Source organism: Bacillus cereus, assembly GCF_002564555.1.
Classification (GTDB): Bacteria; Bacillota; Bacilli; order Bacillales; family Bacillaceae_G; genus Bacillus_A; species Bacillus_A cereus_K.
Map to the genome: position 1 here is coordinate 1 of NZ_NUVD01000101.1, position 15,699 is coordinate 15,699.

Here is a 15,699-nt window from a genome sequence, read left to right on the forward strand (position 1 = left end):
TTGATTTTTTCTGCTTTCGCGACATTCACGCTCGCTATTTCTAGCCACGTTGTAGTTCAATCAGCTTTAGGGATTGCCCGCACTTAACCCTCACTACTAGCCAATCACTTGACTAGCAGGGCTTACTGATATATTTAATTAACTTTGGTTATAATTGGTTAAATAAATCGTAACAGTTAGTTACCCTTCATCTTCAAACCTTCTCCCCTATTCTTACATAAAAAAAGAAAGCAAAGGATCTGCTTTCTTTTTCCTTTTTATACTTGAGATGTTTGCACCCGAGCTGTTCTCGTTATGTCCATATCAATGCCATATGTAAACTGTAATTCCCTACAAACATCTTTAATTAAAATCGCGACATTATACTTTTCATTAAATTGTAAAACTATGCTTTCTACTTCTTCATATGTATACCTATATTCTCCTGTAATGACACTTTTTAGATCAAAGCATTCATTTATACAAAGTTGCACAAGCAGCTGGTCATATTTCTCGATTACATCTTCTTTCTTCCACAGTACCTCTTTTACATATAACCGATCAAACTTCACACTTTCTCGGTTACAATCCGTTAAAATCCGGGTCATTTCATTTAATTCTCGATATAATTCGGAAATATTTCTGCTTAAACTAAGCAGTTTATCTACGCCATTTTCATATAACATACTCTTTCCACCCCCGCATTTTCTTTTTCTTATTATAGCAAGAAAATTCTAAAAATAGTTTCTTTCTTCTGAAATATTAGGAAACTAATTTCGATTGCTTTACAATGAAACTAGCTAACACGAAAGGGGAAAGAAACTTGGAGCAAAAATTATATTACGCTGACGCTTATAAGAAAGACTTTACTACTAAAGTTATAAAGCAAGATTATAATGCAGAAGGAAACTTATATGTTGTCTTGAATGAAACTGCCTTTTATCCGACAGGTGGTGGGCAACCGCATGATACTGGAACTTTAAATGGTATTGCTGTATTTGGTGTTGAAGAAGTCGACGAAGAAATCCGCCACTTCATTGCAGAACAATTACATACAGAAGAAGTAGAAGGTAAAATTAATTGGGAGCGCCGTTTTGATCATATGCAGCAACATGCAGCTCAGCACATTTTATCTGCTGCTTTTTGGGATCATTTTAACATACCCACTATCGGATTCCATCTTGGAAAAGAAACCGTAACAATTGATTTAGAAACGGCAAACCTGCCTACAGAAACGGTTGAAAAAGCGGTGCAAATTGCCAACAACATTGTTTTTGAAAACCATCCAATTCGTATAGAGTGGATGAACTTAGAAGAAGCGAAAACATTACCTCTTCGTAAAGAACCTACTATGACAGAAAATATACGCGTTGTTATTATCGAAAACTATGATTACAACGGCTGTGGTGGAACTCATCCGAAACACACTGGTGAAGTAGGTCCTATTCAAGTACTAGGATGGGAGCGCAATAAAGGTGGCATCCGCTTAACATTTATCGCTGGTTGGCGCACACTTAAACTAATGGGGCAACAGCAACAAATTATGAAAGATGTTTCTAAACAATTAAACAGTAGCGAAACTGATATTCCGGTAAAAGTAGCACAGATTCTTACTTCTCAAAAAGAAAACGAAAAAGCAATACAAACAATGAATGAAAAACTACTCTTTGCAGAAGCGAATGAACTATTGCAACAGTCAGAAGAAATACACGCTGGAACACTTATTTCTAAAGTATTTATAAATCGTTCCATGCAAGAAATCGCAAAACTTTCTGCTATTATTACAGAACAACAAGAGCATGCCATTACATATTTCGTTATTGAAAATGAGGACAAATTACAATGTATTCTCGCTTGCGGAAAAACAGTAATGCTCGATATGAATGCTCTTTTAAAAGATGCCCTTCCTGCAATTGAAGGCAAAGGTGGCGGAAATAAAAAGAGTGCTCGCGGCGGCGGGAAAGCAATTATGACTGGGGATGAGTTTTTAAATCAACTTGTTTCTTCTTTACAGTCAGCGGTATAAAACATTTTTGTGAAGGATAGCAGGTGGCTATCCTTCCTCTATACTTACAAACCAATATTTTGTTTCAGCCCTTGGTAACTCCCTGCATTTGAAAACCCTTCATTTACAAGCTTTATAAAAGTTTCTGAGAAACCATGATGACTTAATTCTTTGATCGGTATCATTTGCACATCATGAATCGGATTATGATCAAATTCATTTGATGGTAACGTAAATTCCCCTGTAATTTTTTCAAGCAGAAATGTAATATGTAATAAAGATGGAAGAGCATCTGGTTTATCACAAACATAGAGTAGTTTCTTAATTTTAACTTCTAATCCTGTTTCTTCTCTCATTTCTCGAATCATTGCTTCTTCTAACGTTTCACCGTTCTCTACTCTCCCTCCTGGTAAAGACCAATTCCTGTTAGCAACTTTTTGGTTTACTAGCAATACGCTTTCTTCTTCAATTAAAATTCCAGTAACACGAACTTGCATTACATTTTCCATACGCACTCTCCTCTTCCTATTAAATTTACAAATTAACCCTTCCACAAAAAGAACATACGTTTTATAATTAAAGAAAATTATGGAAGAAAGAAGTTGTTACATTCATGCGTCCATCTTTAACAAAAACTATGCCACTCGAAGATTTCCAAGACTATTATTGGTTAAAAGCTGAACTGCAAACATTTTGTCGTGAGCATAATTTACCAGCTAGTGGCTCTAAAATCGAAATAACCGAGCGTATCTCTCATTATTTAACTACAGGTAAAATATTAAAAAACAGTTCTCATCAAAAAGTGAGTAAAGCTTCCCTCTCTTATAAAGATCTTTCTCTTCAAACGATTATTACCGAAAATCACCGCTGTAGCGAAGATGTTCGTGCTTTTTTCAAAGAAAAAATTGGAGCAAACTTCCGCTTTACAGTAGCTCTTCAAAAGTTTTTTAAAGAAAATGTTGGAAAAACATATGAAGATGCGATAACGTTTTGGCATGAAGAAAACAAACGAAAAAAAGATCCTACATACAAAACAACTATCAGTGCGCAGTTTGAATACAATCGTTTTACGCGCGCTTTTTTTGAAGACCCATATAACAAAGGAAAATCAAAAGCTGATGCTATCGCTGCTTGGAACGAAATAAAAGCAAAACCTGGTAGTAACGACTATATCCCTCAAAAAGTAGAAAACTAGTTACCTTGCTAGTCTTCTACTTTTTCAAATAATAGCGCAAGCCCAATTCCACCACCAATCCCTAATGTCGCAATTCCATATTTCATATGATTTCTTTTCGCCTGATAAAACAAGCGTGTTACAAGCATAGCTCCAGACGCACCGTACGGATGACCGAGTGCAATTGCACCACCATTTACATTTAGCTTTTCATACGGAATTTGTAACTCCTTTGCACAAGCCACAATTTTTGAAGCAAATGCTTCATTTATTTCAAAATAATCAATGTCCTCTACTTTTAAGTTCATTCCATTTAATAATTTATTCACTGCAAATATCGGACCAGTTCCAGGAAGATTTGGATCCACTCCAACTACAGCACTGCGAACGAAACGAAGGACAGGCTTGTATCCTAATTTTCGGGCTTGCCCCTCTTCCATTACAAGAACAGCACATGCACCGTCATTTACGCCACACGAATTCCCTGCTGTTACTGTTCCATTTTGCCAAAATACAGGTTTTGTTCTCTTAATGATTCTTTCATACTTCATTTCTCGCTTTATAGCTTCATCTAATAAACCATCAAGTGGTAATATTTCATCTTGTATATATCCGTTTTCTAACGCTTGCAGGGTCCGTTTATAACTAAGACATGCGTACTCGTCTTGCATTTCCCTCGTTATGTTATAACGCTCCGCGACATATTCAGCCGCTACTCCCATATCAGGATCCCCAATTGTTTCAGGTGAAAACCGCGCTCTCTTTTGAAAAGGTGACGTACTTGTACTCTCTACTCCCCCGGCGACATAACAATTACCTGCCTCACCTTGAATAAGATGACATGCGGTGCGAATGGCTTCCAATCCAGCACCACATTGCCGGTCAATCGTTACACCAGGAATATGATAACCGAGCCCCGCCTCTAAAGTAGACAGCCTTGCAATATTTCCTCCCGGTCCAACAACATTCCCTACTATAACATCATCTATTTCTCTCTCAATCCCTTTACTTAAAAACGAAAGAATTGGTGCTGCTAAATGCTGAACTTCATAATCTTTCAACATCCCATTTTCCTTACCAATAGGTGTTCTTTTCGCCTCTACAATAACCGCCCTATTCATATATCTTCTCCCGATTTTTAATCATATTTTTTGCTGCAATACGAGCAATCTTCCCGCTATTTGTATAAGGTATTTCATCAACAAAATGCCATTCTTTCGGTATTTTAAAAGAGGATAATCGTTGTAAGCAAAAACTCTTTAATTGTTGCTTCGTAGCACTTCCTTTTACGATAGCGACAGGCTTTTCCCCCCAATAACTATCTTCTACACCAACTACAACTATTTCATCAACAGCTGGATGTGTCTGTACTACACTTTCTATTTCTTCTGGAAAAATATTGATTCCTCCAAATAAAATCATATTCTTCTCTCTACCAACAATATATATAAAGCCTTCTTCATCTTGATAGCCTACATCTCGCACTGTCATCCAGCCATCTGCAGTCAACTCCGGAACTAAAACCCCATCCATTATGTAGCCCATAAAAAACTGATTACTTTTCACATACACAATTCCTATCTCGCCTATATGTACCGCTTCTCCTGCTTCACTACATATTCGAACTTTCACATTATGACAAGGCTTCCCTACTGAATTTGGCTTTCTTTCACTCTCTTCATCGACCAATGCCGTTACAAAGCTTAGCTCAGACGCACCGTAAAACTCATATCTTTTTGCATAAGGAAACATATTCTTCATCTTTTCTTTCGCTTCAGCTTCCCATTTCGCTCCTGACGAAATAATTTTCATTTCATTTTCTATTACTCTACTTTCTTTATATAAAGACTCAAGCATCGTCGGAACTGTATACATGACCGAAATATTTTCGGTTTTCAACTTGTCCAACACTTGATTTGGAATAAACTTTCTCATAATGTGCACCGTTTGCCCTACATACAATGCACTTATTGCACCGTATAAAAAAAGAGAGTGAACGAGCGTCCCGGCTATTAAAATAGAATCTTCTTTTTTCATATGAAAATCATGTACATTACAAGCAAAACTATGAACCCACGATTGTTGTGCACGTAAAAATGCTTTTGCCTTTCCAGTCGATCCTGATGTAAATCCCATATAAAAAGGAGCCTGTTGTACCTTTTCTTCAGGGTGATCTGTAGGAAGGTAGTTCTCTATTATTTGTTTCCATTCCTCAATTACAATTACTCTTCCTTCTTCACCCGGTATATCGTTTAGCTTATATCGTTCCGTCACAATCACATCCGGATTACTAATTGCAATTCTTTCTTTGAGCTCATCCTTTTTCCATTTGGTATCTAATGGCACACAAACCCATCCAGCCATAGCAGCACCGGTGAATATTTGTAAAAACTCTACACATTTTTCTAATACAATTGCTACTGTTTTATTCTTCGATTCTGTTGCACGCAACCAGTTTGCTACTTTATAAACTGACTCGAACCACTCTTTATATGTTAAAACTCTATCATTTTCCTTTATCGCTATTTTATTTGGTTGTAAAGAAGCATGCTTTTTGTATTCTTTTGTAATCCCCATATGAGACGTCCTTTCTTTACAAAATAATAAAAAGAAACACGCAATGAACGTGTTTCTTCTCTCTTATCCCGCATTTGTATATTTTCTATTCTTCAAAGCAGGCGTAATAATATGTTTCAATGAACGATGCAATTTTGTCACGAGAATTGCTGCTATAATCGCTTTTATGAAATCACCTGGTAAAAATACGACACTTACTTTCATCGTTTCCCATACGGAAATATCCATTACGAAAGCTTGTACTGTGATACCAAATACATACACTACGAAAATACCACCAATTATATTAATGCATAATACTTTTATAATAGAAACTTCACGTAAACGTTCAATTAAATAACCAATGACAAACGCTCCCACAATATAACCAAGTAAATATCCTGCACTCGGCCCAACAAATACACTTGGTCCCCCGCGTCCACCAGCAAGTAATGGTGCTCCAACTCCAACAACAAGTAAGAAAATAAGCTGACTTAGTGCCCCAAGACGTGATCCTAACAATCCACCAGCAAGCATAACCCCGAGTGATTGTAATGTAATCGGAACTGGTGTAATAGAAAGAGCAATTGGAGGAATTAACCCTAGCACTCCCATAATAGAACTAAATAAAGCGACGAAAACTAAGTTTTTTGTATTCATGTTTGCTTCTCCCATTTGTAAACTTAAAGTTAATTTTAGATAACATATTACAAGAATTATATTATCTTTCAATTTACCATTTGTCAACTTAGTTTTAATAGAGGTTTACAAATAAAAATTCAATTATTTCTCTTTATGCAAATACTCAAGTTCTTTCCTAAGCGCCTGTTTTAAAAACTTCCCAACAGATGTTTTCGGTATTTCTTCCATAAATACAATATCGTCTGGTAACCACCACTTCGCAAACTGTGGTTTTAAAAACTCATATAATTCTTCTTTTGTAACAGTGCTATTTTTCTTTTGAACAACGCAGGCAACCGGGCGCTCTTGCCACTGCGGATGTGGAATTGCGACAACAGCCGCTTCAAATATAGCGTCATGTGCCATTAACGCATTTTCAAGATCCACGGAAGAAATCCATTCTCCTCCGCTTTTAATAACATCTTTCGTACGGTCCACAATTTTTACGCAGCCTTCCTCATCAACTGTAACGACATCGCCAGTATATAACCAACCGTCACGGAATCCTTCGACAGTACGATCATCGTTATAATAGCTTGCAGCGATCCAAGGTGCTCGTAAACATAGTTCTCCCATTTCAGTACCATCCCACTTCACTTCGCCCTCTGCACCAACTACCTTCATCTCTACACCAGGAACAAGATACCCTTGCTTTGAACGAATCTCAAGTTGTTCTTCATACGCCAAATCTGTTTCATAACTTTTTAGACGCGCAAGCGTTACAAGTGGACTTGTTTCAGTCATGCCATATGCGTGTACGAAAGGAACATTATATTTTTGCTCAAACGCTTTAATAACGCTTTTCGGTGCAGCTGCGCCTCCGCATAATATTCTCGTTATACTAGATAAATCGTAACTATTATTTTCTAACTCTTGTAAAACACCGAGCCAAATTGTCGGCACACCCGCAGCTATCGTTACTTTTTCAGTTTGAATCATTTCTAATAAAATTTTCGGCGTAAACATCGGTCCCGGAAGAACTTGTTTTGTCCCAAACCAAGTAGCCGCAAAAGGGAGTCCCCAAGCATTTACATGAAACATTGGCACAATAGCCATCGCTGCATCACTTTCCGATAAAGCTGTCGTATCCGCTAACCCAAGTGCCATACAGTGCAACACTGTACTACGATGCGTATAAACAACACCTTTTGGATTTCCTGTAGTCGCTGACGTATAACACATACCAGCAGGTGTGTTTTCATCAAGATCTTTTACAAATTGGAAATTTGGATCACCTTCTGCTAATAGCTTTTCATAATGATATACAGGCTCTAGTGTAGTATTTGGAAGTTCATCTTTATCAGTCATAATAATGTAGGCTTGTACAGTTGTTAATTCAGACTGAATCTTCTCAACAAGTGGTACAATATCTTCATCAATAAGTAGAATTCGATCTTCAGCGTGCTGAATAATGTATGAAATATGTTGAGAAGATAAACGAATATTAATTGTGTGCAAAACGGAAGCAATACCTGGAATAGCAAAATATGCTTCCACATGTCGATGATGATTCCATGCTAACGTTCCTACACGTTCGCCTTCTTTAATCCCAAGCTTTTTTAACGCGCTAGAAAGTCTTCTCGTCCTTTCTCCTAGCTGCTTATACGTTAATGTCGTAACTGTATCATGTGTCCTTGAAACAATTTCTTTCTTCGGGAATAACTTTTCTGCTCTTTCCATCATAGAACTAATTGTTAGCGGTACATTCATCATCATATTGGTTACAGCCTCCCTTTAAAGCGTTTTCATTTTCATATATTATAACAGACTTCTACAAATATTTACGGTATTTTTCAGTATTTTCTGAATTATTTCTTTGGAAATAATTCAAAACAATAAAAACCATAGCAATTAAAGGTAATGATTGTTATAGAAAAATAAAAACTCCTTTATTCATTTAAAGGAGTTTTCAATATAAAACATTACATTGATTCATATATCTTTCCCTGGATATACAATACCTTTTCGTATCACGATACTTATCTTTGACAAACAAATCATTTTGAATCGTACACTTATACTCCATATTCAAGCGTTTCATTAATCTTTCAGATGCTTCATTTTCTGAATTACATCCCGCTTCAATACTAGTAAGACATAGCTCGTTAAAGCCATAGCTAAAAAAAGCTAACGCCGCTTCGGTAGCCAATCCTCTTCCCCAATATTTTCGTGATAAGGCGTATGCAATTTCTGCTTTATGTGTATTTGAATCATATTTTATAAATCCACAAGTTCCTATGAATTTTTGTTCTTCTTTTAATACAATTCCAAGGGGAGCTACTTTTTCTTTCTCATATCCGCTCACAATTTCTTCTATATATTTTTGTGTGTCATGTAATGATTGATGAGCATCCCATACAGTATAAGTTGTCATCTCTTTATCTGAGGCATACTCATATATATGTAAACTATCACTCATATTAACTTCCCTTAATATAAGACGTTTCGTATACAATGTTGGATACGACCACTTCTCAACGATCATAATGGCTTCTGCTTAAACTTTTCATAATTCCGTACCTTTAATACAAGGATATTTCCGCAATCCGTACAAATATACGCATCCACTGGTGAAGATGTGAACATTGTCTCCTTCTTCCGTATTTGTGCATAGCCGACAAACTCACCCTCTCCTATGTTATGAGAACCACAATTAGAGCATGTTTGCACGTCCTTCTGTTTCATGAGAGCACCACCTTTAATCTGTTTCTACTCCCTTCGACAGTTAACTTCCATTTCCCTTCCAAAAAACTCTTATTCTCTTACATTCCAAAAGGAATCTCAGAACAAAAATCGTATATATACTATGAAATACATTTATTGACGGAGGTATCTTATGAGTACGATTATGACAATCGATGCAGCACAAGAAATTGAAAAGACGGAAATAGATATGCTCTCTTCTAGATTAGAGGCACTACAAGCAATGAACGGAAATCCAATGCAAGTGCAAATGAAAAAATTTGGGAGTGCCACTTCCTTTTCATCAAAAGTAATTGCTGGCCCTACTTTTAATACGGTAAAAGGCCTTACATTTACTAATACAGATGAGATAGATGAAATCATCTCTTATTATCAATCACTACAAATCCCTTGCCGTTTTGAAATTACACCCGTTCAAGGCACAGCTGAGCTATTTCAATACTTATCCCAGAAAGGTTTTTACCATTCCAGCTTCCATACCGCTTTATATAGTATACCGAGAGAAGATCAATCCCTTCTTCCTTCTAACATTTCAGTACGCCAACTAAAAGAAAATGAATTTGATGTTTTTGCAGACATATATGTACGTGGATTTAACATGCCATCCTTTACAAAAGATGGTGTCCGTCAAAATAACGAAATTCTTTTCAATAAACAAGGTTGGCATTTTTTCATAGCTGAAGTTCAAAATGTTCCTGCAGGTATTGGTGTCCTGTATACAAATAAAGGTGTCGCATCATTAGCCGCTTCTGCTACTTTACCAGAATTCCAACGTAAAGGTTGTCATACCGCATTAATTCAAAAACGCATTGAGACCGCTGTTGAATCCAGTTGTAATTTAATAGTTGGACAAGCTCGATTTGGTAGCGGCAGTCAAAATAATATGGAACGTGCCCATATGAAAATTGCTTATACGAAATCGATATGGACTTCGCAATACGTATAATTAATTTTCTTTTTCTTACCATTACAAATATATACATTTTATTACAATTGCTTTCCTCCCCTTTAACCGTTAAATATTTAAACCGATCTCTTTACACTAATAGTAGATACATCATTCCAATTGCAATTTGAAAAGGGAATTTTGATCAAACTACAAGGAGGAGAAATGTATGAATAAATATAATCATGGTTTAAAAGAAAAAGCACATGCGTACAAGAAACATAAAACAGACAAATAAAAAAGAGCCATTCGGCTCTTTTTTATTTCCCTTCATTCTTCTCTAACACATATAAATCTTCCTCAATATTAGATAACTTCTCAGTTACAAGTTTTCTAGCATCTCCAATTGCTTGATTGTATGCAAATGGTCCAATTAATTTAATCATTTCTTCTATTAAACGTTCTGCTTGGAATCGTCCGATTTCATCTAAATCTTCTTCCATGAAAAATTGCTGAATTTGTGCTACAATCTCTTCTTTTTTGTCCGCTGATATTTTAATATTCATCATTACACGTTACACCTCTACTTATGATATTACTCCTCTTAACTCTACCATAGAAAAACGATTTCCAGGACAACTTTTTGTAACACCTTCTAGCTCCCTATGGCCGAGTATAGCTTCTTTCTTTATAGCGAACTGCTTCATAAACATTTTACATAAAGAATATAATGCATTCATTTGTGCAGTAGTTGGATCATATTTATCAAAATTCCCCGCCATACATATTCCAATTGTATTATGGTTATGGTCTTTCGCATGTGCTCCAATATGTAACCCTCGTCCTTCCACTACAGTTCCGTCCTCTTCAATAAAATAATTGTAACCAATCCCGCTCCATCCTCTTACAGTTTGATGAAATTCATGTGTTTTATACACATCCCATCCATCTTCTGACGTATGGTGAATAATCAACTTATTTACTTTTTCTAAAGGAACTAACTCATCTTGAAATATTAAATTTACACATTTAATTTTCATATGAACTTCCTCCTTCTAAAAATCGATCATTATAATTGTTTTATCATCTGGTCTTATTCTTTTTTCTTCCTCTAATCTTTCAATGATTGCTACATACTCTTCTATTCCATTCTTTCTTATATATGCAACAGTTTGTTCTAATGACCAATTTGGGTGGAATAATCCATCTGAACAAATAAAAACCCCACTTAATTCTTCTACTTGTAATTCACCATATTGTAAATACTCCATTGCTTCTTTCATCCCATTTGCAACTGAATACCCATTTGGCATATTTGCAAGATAACGATTGTATTTTAACTGTTCCCGAACATCTTGAAAGATATGTTCTTCTGGTACAGACAAACCTTTTTTGCGATCTTCTTCCCTCTTCTTTTTTGCTCGTTTACTAATTCCATTAACTGTGTCTTTCGTTAATACTTGCATCGTTCCATTTCGAAGGATTGCAACAATCATACAGTCCCCTAGCTGCGCATATTCAAGTTTCTCACCATCTATTTGAACTGCCGCAATACATGTACACCACAAATACTCTTTTTTTCTCGTATCAACCTTATATTCTAGCATCTTGTTCTGCAATAAATCATTCGCTCTGGCAACTGCAAGTTGTAAACTATGATTTTCCCGTAATGAAGTAAAATAGCTTGCAAATAAATGTGAAGCGATGTATGCTCCATTATGTCCTTTTTCATCCTGAAACGGGACGAGTGGTGTTGCACCATCACATACACCATAAATCATTTTATCTTCATTACAAAAAAATGAATCCTCACATTCATGTTTCAACGGGCTTTTCTGTTGATACGTTTTTACCCTCATATCTGTATCCCCTTTCAAATTATGAAATAATTAAATTCTTTTGATTAATCTAATTTTCCGAAATAAACTGTTTTTACCCAAAACTTTCAATATCATATATAATCTTGAAATAATATGAATTTTTTAGTGAAGGACGGAAAGAGATGCTCAGATTTCTTGGTGTTATAATTGGTTCTTTTATTATTGCGATTGCCTTTAATCTTTTCCTTATCCCCCACAAAATTTTAAGTAGTGGAATTGGCGGAATTGCTATTGTTTTAGGAATTGTAACCCCTGTAAACACAGGTATTATTAACTTCGTATTAAACTTACCTATCCTTATTGTAGGATACATAGGTCTTGGAAAAAAAGTGATTTTTAACACAGTTGTCTCTGTAATTGTATTATCTGTTGCATTATACTATGTTCCAGTAAAAGTCGTAGCAACAGATCCACTTTTATCATCTATCTTCGGAGGTGTCATTGCCGGAGCTGGTATCGGTCTTGTTTTTAACTGTAATGGATCAACTGGTGGGTTTGATATTATCGGTATGTTGTTATCTCGCAAGCGAGACATTAAACTTGGCGGATTCCTTATCGCTTTAAATGCAGTCGTTATTGTTATTGCAGGATTTTTCTTCACTTGGGATGTTGCACTTACAAGCTTACTTTCAATTTATGTAACTGGTAAAGTAATCGATGCTGTCCATACAAAACATCGTAAAGTTACACTTATGATTGTAACAAATGAAGCAGAAAAAATGAAAAAACAGCTTCTTTCAACTGTTGTACGTGGCATCACATTACTTGATGGCGAGGGTGCCTATTCAAGCGAAAAAAAGCGTGTACTTATGACCGTCGTTTCTCGCGAAGAATTAGCAAGTATGAAACTTACAATTTCTGAAATCGACCCGAATGCATTCGTTAATATTACAGAAACTGTAGAAGTGTTAGGACTTTTCAGAAGAAGTTAAAGACTAGGCGGGGATCCACCTAGTCTTTATTTTGCATAAATTCAATTCGGTTTCCAAATGGATCTGATACGTAAAACCGAATTACATCTGGTCGTGCCTGATCATCAATTACTTCTATATCTTGCTCTATCAACGTTTGCTTAAATTCATTAATTTCATTCACATAAAAAGCTGGATGTGCCTTTTTAGCTGGTGTAAAATTCTGCTCCACACCGATATGAATTTCTTGATTCCCACACTTAAACCAACATCCGCCTCGTTTTTTCAGTTTTTCCGGCTTTGGAATTTCTTCCATACCAATTTTATTCCCATAAAATTCACGCGCCTTTTCTTCACACCCTACAGGTGCAGCTACTTGCACATGATCAATCCCTTGAATATAACTTTTCATTTTCTCCTCCCCCTTCTATTCTAATGATATAACGAAAGCATATTGAAGTAACTTATAAAAAAGTAATAAAACGATATAAGCTTCTCTTATTACTACATTTTATTATTTCAAAAAAAAGAAAATAAATTTAATTATGGAACTTTCGTTTTTTATAGAAATATAGGTTATACCTATATTATAGTTATGAATAGATAAATCTTTTTAAATGCCAGTTGTACGGAGGAAATAATATGAGTCGTAAAAAATATTCATCTACTCAAAAAAAACGTCACCCGAACATTTCTGGACGTTTGCGAAACCATATACAAGATCGTTCTTTAGCAGAAATGTACACCTCACTATTCGAATACAATCCTGATAGTATTATTTCACTGAATTTAGAGGGAGTTATTCTACATATCAACCCTTCTGCCGAAAGAGTACTAGGTTACACTTCTGAAGAATTGAAACGGAAAAACATTACCTCTATTTTAGTGGCTCATATTTCTGAGCAAGTATTACAATATATAAAAAATACTGAAGCGGATAATCAACAAGAGTATATCGTATCTATTTATCATAAAGACGGATATTTATTAGACGTCGTAACAAAACTAGTTCCTATTTTTGTGAAAAATCGTCTATCCGGTGTATATGCGATTATGAAACCTCTTGAAAAATCAGCACGAATTGAAAAGATGTTAAAAGAAAGTGAGAAGAGATTACGCACGTTAATGAATTCAATGCCTGCGTTTGTTATATTTAAAGATCATGAAGGTCGCTGGCTTGAGGCAAATGACTATGCACTTTCCTGCTTTAATTTCCATCATGTTCCTTATCACGGAAAAAAAGATGGTGAACTTATTCAATATAATGAAGCGTACCGAGAAGCTTTTTTACATTGTGAAGAAGTCGATGAACTAGCATGGCAACAACGACAAATTCTTCATGGAGAGGAATTTATTATACATAGAGATGATTCCGACCTCATCTTAAGTATATCAAAAGTCCCTCTTTATCATCCTGATGGTTCCCGGAAAGGTCTTATTGTAATGGGAAGAGACGTTACCGAGCTGAAAGAAACTGAAAAGTTACTACGGAAATCAGAAAAACTTGCCGTAGTCGGACAACTGACAGCTGGAATTGCCCATGAAATTCGAAATCCACTCACTTCTCTAAAAGGCTTTTTAACATTGCTACTCCCTGAAATAAATGAGGAGAATAAATGGTATGTCGATGTTATGTTAAGTGAGATTTCACAAATGGAATCTATCACGAGTCAATTTATGGCTATGTCTAAACCACAAGTTTTATCTATCCAAACTTGCAACATACAAACTTTAATAGAAGAGGTAGTCACATTTATTTTACCGACTGCCATTATGCATAGCGTTCATATCATTATGGATCATTTTGATTACGTACATGATATTCAGTGTGACGGTAACCAACTAAAACAAGTTTTTATAAATATATTAAAAAATGCTATAGAAGCGATGCCCAATGGCGGAAATATTTTCATCCAAACAAAGCCGTTAGAGAATAATTTCATCTTAATACGTATTATTGATGAGGGCTGTGGTATACCAGAAGATCGCATCTCTCGTTTAGGCGAACCATTTTATAGTTTAAAGGAAAAAGGTACTGGACTAGGATTAATGATGTGTTACAAAATAATTGAAGAACATCATGGTCAATTACACATTGCAAGCGAATTAAATAAAGGTACTATCGTTGATATTCAATTGCCACTTTCTTCATCTCATCTGGCAATCCAGTCTTAGATCATAAAAGAAGCATCTGCNNGCAGATGCTTCTTTTATGATTTACACTTATAGAATTATTTTATCCCGCATTAACGCCCGATTGGTGAAGGCTAATAATCAGCGGGGATGCCCCCACTGATTAAAATTTCACTTTATCATACCACTCTTTGGCTTTTTCTACTTCAACAATCGTTAATTGATGCCCTCTATTTTCCCAATGCATTGTTACATTGGCATTTGCAGTTTCTAGTAACATCTTCAATTCTTCTGACTCTGATGATGAACATATTGGATCATTTGTCCCCGCAGCGATAAATACTGCTTTTTCTGCCAAATTAGGCAATTGTATTCCTCTTCTAGGCACCATTGGGTGATGAAGTACAGCACCTTTTAATGCATTTTCATAATGGAACAGTAAGCTCGCTGCAATGTTTGCTCCATTTGAATAACCGATAGCTACAATGTTATTTCTATCAAATTCATATGTTTTTGCTGCTTCATTTAAAAACTCATTTAATTCCTTCGTACGGAAAACTAAATCCTCTTCATCAAAAATACCTTCTGCTAATCTACGGAAGAAACGTGGCATGCCATTTTCTAATACATTTCCACGAACACTTAAAACCGAAGCTTCTGGATCAATTCTTTCTGCAAGTGGTAATAAATCTAATTCATTCCCACCTGTACCATGAAGTAATAACAACACTGGTTTTGACGTATCTTTTCCTTTTTGAAAAATATGTTTCATCATTATCTCTTTTCCCCTT

At 35.6% G+C, this 15,699-nt stretch carries 18 protein-coding genes; 5 read left to right on the forward strand and 13 right to left on the reverse strand.

What is annotated here, in order from left to right; translation table 11 throughout:
• Nucleotides 1-257 precede the first annotated feature (257 nt).
• Nucleotides 258-665 (reverse strand): hypothetical protein, encoded by a 408-nt coding sequence (locus COI75_RS22325; protein ID WP_000965151.1) that lies wholly within the window; start codon nt 663-665, stop codon nt 258-260.
• Between the two features lie 137 nt (nt 666-802).
• On the opposite strand from COI75_RS22325, the gene COI75_RS22330 reads away from it, so the two are divergent.
• Nucleotides 803-2,005: a serine-tRNA(Ala) deacylase AlaX gene (locus COI75_RS22330; RefSeq protein WP_000435873.1), complete on the forward strand. Its 1,203-nt coding sequence runs from the start codon at nt 803-805 to the stop codon at nt 2,003-2,005.
• 44 nt (nt 2,006-2,049) lie between these two features.
• Here the strand turns inward: COI75_RS22330 and COI75_RS22335 are convergent, their stop codons facing one another.
• Complete coding sequence (locus COI75_RS22335) at nt 2,050-2,493, reverse strand: NUDIX domain-containing protein (protein ID WP_000432580.1); 444 nt, start codon at nt 2,491-2,493, stop codon at nt 2,050-2,052.
• Nucleotides 2,494-2,597: 104 nt separating this feature from the next.
• On the opposite strand from COI75_RS22335, the gene COI75_RS22340 reads away from it, so the two are divergent.
• Entirely contained in the window at nt 2,598-3,179 is a 582-nt protein-coding gene (locus COI75_RS22340) for a DUF6434 domain-containing protein (protein ID WP_001247884.1), read from the forward strand.
• A gap of 8 nt (nt 3,180-3,187) precedes the next feature.
• Here COI75_RS22340 and COI75_RS22345 read toward each other — a convergent pair whose 3' ends face one another.
• From COI75_RS22345 to COI75_RS22370, 6 genes are all read right to left on the reverse strand, one after another.
• Complete coding sequence (locus tag COI75_RS22345; RefSeq protein ID WP_001077963.1) at nt 3,188-4,279, reverse strand: acetyl-CoA C-acyltransferase; 1,092 nt, start codon at nt 4,277-4,279, stop codon at nt 3,188-3,190.
• The gene (locus tag COI75_RS22350; protein WP_000513176.1) at nt 4,272-5,735 is read right to left on the reverse strand and encodes an acyl-CoA synthetase; all 1,464 of its coding nucleotides are present in this window, start codon (nt 5,733-5,735) and stop codon (nt 4,272-4,274) included. The genes COI75_RS22345 and COI75_RS22350 overlap by 8 nt, the downstream gene beginning before the upstream one ends.
• A 63-nt stretch (nt 5,736-5,798) precedes the next feature.
• On the reverse strand, nt 5,799-6,374 hold the full coding sequence (locus COI75_RS22355) for a biotin transporter BioY (RefSeq protein ID WP_001093340.1): 576 nt from the start codon (nt 6,372-6,374) through the stop codon (nt 5,799-5,801).
• A 123-nt stretch (nt 6,375-6,497) separates the two neighbouring features.
• Nucleotides 6,498-8,111 (reverse strand): long-chain fatty acid--CoA ligase, encoded by a 1,614-nt coding sequence (locus COI75_RS22360; RefSeq protein ID WP_000980167.1) that lies wholly within the window; start codon nt 8,109-8,111, stop codon nt 6,498-6,500.
• A gap of 193 nt (nt 8,112-8,304) precedes the next feature.
• Nucleotides 8,305-8,880: a GNAT family N-acetyltransferase gene (locus COI75_RS22365; protein ID WP_000634625.1), complete on the reverse strand. Its 576-nt coding sequence runs from the start codon at nt 8,878-8,880 to the stop codon at nt 8,305-8,307.
• Nucleotides 8,877-9,080, reverse strand: a complete 204-nt coding sequence (locus COI75_RS22370; protein WP_000810207.1) for a hypothetical protein — start codon at nt 9,078-9,080, stop codon at nt 8,877-8,879. Before COI75_RS22370 ends, COI75_RS22365 begins: the two co-directional genes overlap by 4 nt.
• 151 nt (nt 9,081-9,231) lie before the next feature.
• Here COI75_RS22370 and COI75_RS22375 point away from each other — a divergent pair, with 151 nt between their 5' ends.
• A complete protein-coding gene (locus COI75_RS22375; protein ID WP_000104261.1) occupies nt 9,232-10,044 on the forward strand; it encodes a GNAT family N-acetyltransferase in 813 nt (270 codons plus the stop codon).
• A gap of 260 nt (nt 10,045-10,304) precedes the next feature.
• On the opposite strand, the gene COI75_RS22380 is transcribed toward COI75_RS22375, so the two are convergent.
• From COI75_RS22380 to COI75_RS22390, 3 genes are read right to left on the reverse strand one after another with little or no spacing between them, the layout of a single operon-like run.
• Nucleotides 10,305-10,553, reverse strand: coding sequence for a DUF2164 domain-containing protein (locus tag COI75_RS22380; RefSeq protein ID WP_000981078.1), 249 nt, complete (start codon nt 10,551-10,553; stop codon nt 10,305-10,307).
• Nucleotides 10,554-10,571: 18 nt separating this feature from the next.
• Nucleotides 10,572-11,024 carry a peptidoglycan recognition protein family protein gene (locus COI75_RS22385; RefSeq protein WP_000692778.1) on the reverse strand — a complete coding sequence of 151 codons (453 nt, stop codon included), beginning with the start codon at nt 11,022-11,024 and terminating at the stop codon, nt 10,572-10,574.
• Nucleotides 11,025-11,039: 15 nt separating this feature from the next.
• Entirely contained in the window at nt 11,040-11,843 is an 804-nt protein-coding gene (locus tag COI75_RS22390; protein WP_001264189.1) for a protein phosphatase 2C domain-containing protein, read from the reverse strand.
• 143 nt (nt 11,844-11,986) lie between these two features.
• Between COI75_RS22390 and COI75_RS22395 the strand changes: the two genes are divergently transcribed.
• A complete protein-coding gene (locus tag COI75_RS22395; RefSeq protein WP_000943433.1) occupies nt 11,987-12,796 on the forward strand; it encodes a YitT family protein in 810 nt (269 codons plus the stop codon).
• Nucleotides 12,797-12,815: 19 nt separating this feature from the next.
• Here the strand turns inward: COI75_RS22395 and COI75_RS22400 are convergent, their stop codons facing one another.
• Nucleotides 12,816-13,187: a VOC family protein gene (locus tag COI75_RS22400; protein WP_000844357.1), complete on the reverse strand. Its 372-nt coding sequence runs from the start codon at nt 13,185-13,187 to the stop codon at nt 12,816-12,818.
• Between the two features lie 230 nt (nt 13,188-13,417).
• On the opposite strand from COI75_RS22400, the gene COI75_RS22405 reads away from it, so the two are divergent.
• Nucleotides 13,418-14,950 carry a BA3702 family sensor histidine kinase gene (locus COI75_RS22405; RefSeq protein WP_000087669.1) on the forward strand — a complete coding sequence of 511 codons (1,533 nt, stop codon included), beginning with the start codon at nt 13,418-13,420 and terminating at the stop codon, nt 14,948-14,950.
• A 121-nt stretch (nt 14,951-15,071) separates the two neighbouring features.
• Here the strand turns inward: COI75_RS22405 and COI75_RS22410 are convergent, their stop codons facing one another.
• On the reverse strand, nt 15,072-15,683 hold the full coding sequence (locus tag COI75_RS22410; RefSeq protein WP_000975440.1) for an alpha/beta hydrolase: 612 nt from the start codon (nt 15,681-15,683) through the stop codon (nt 15,072-15,074).
• Nucleotides 15,684-15,699: the final 16 nt, after the last annotated feature.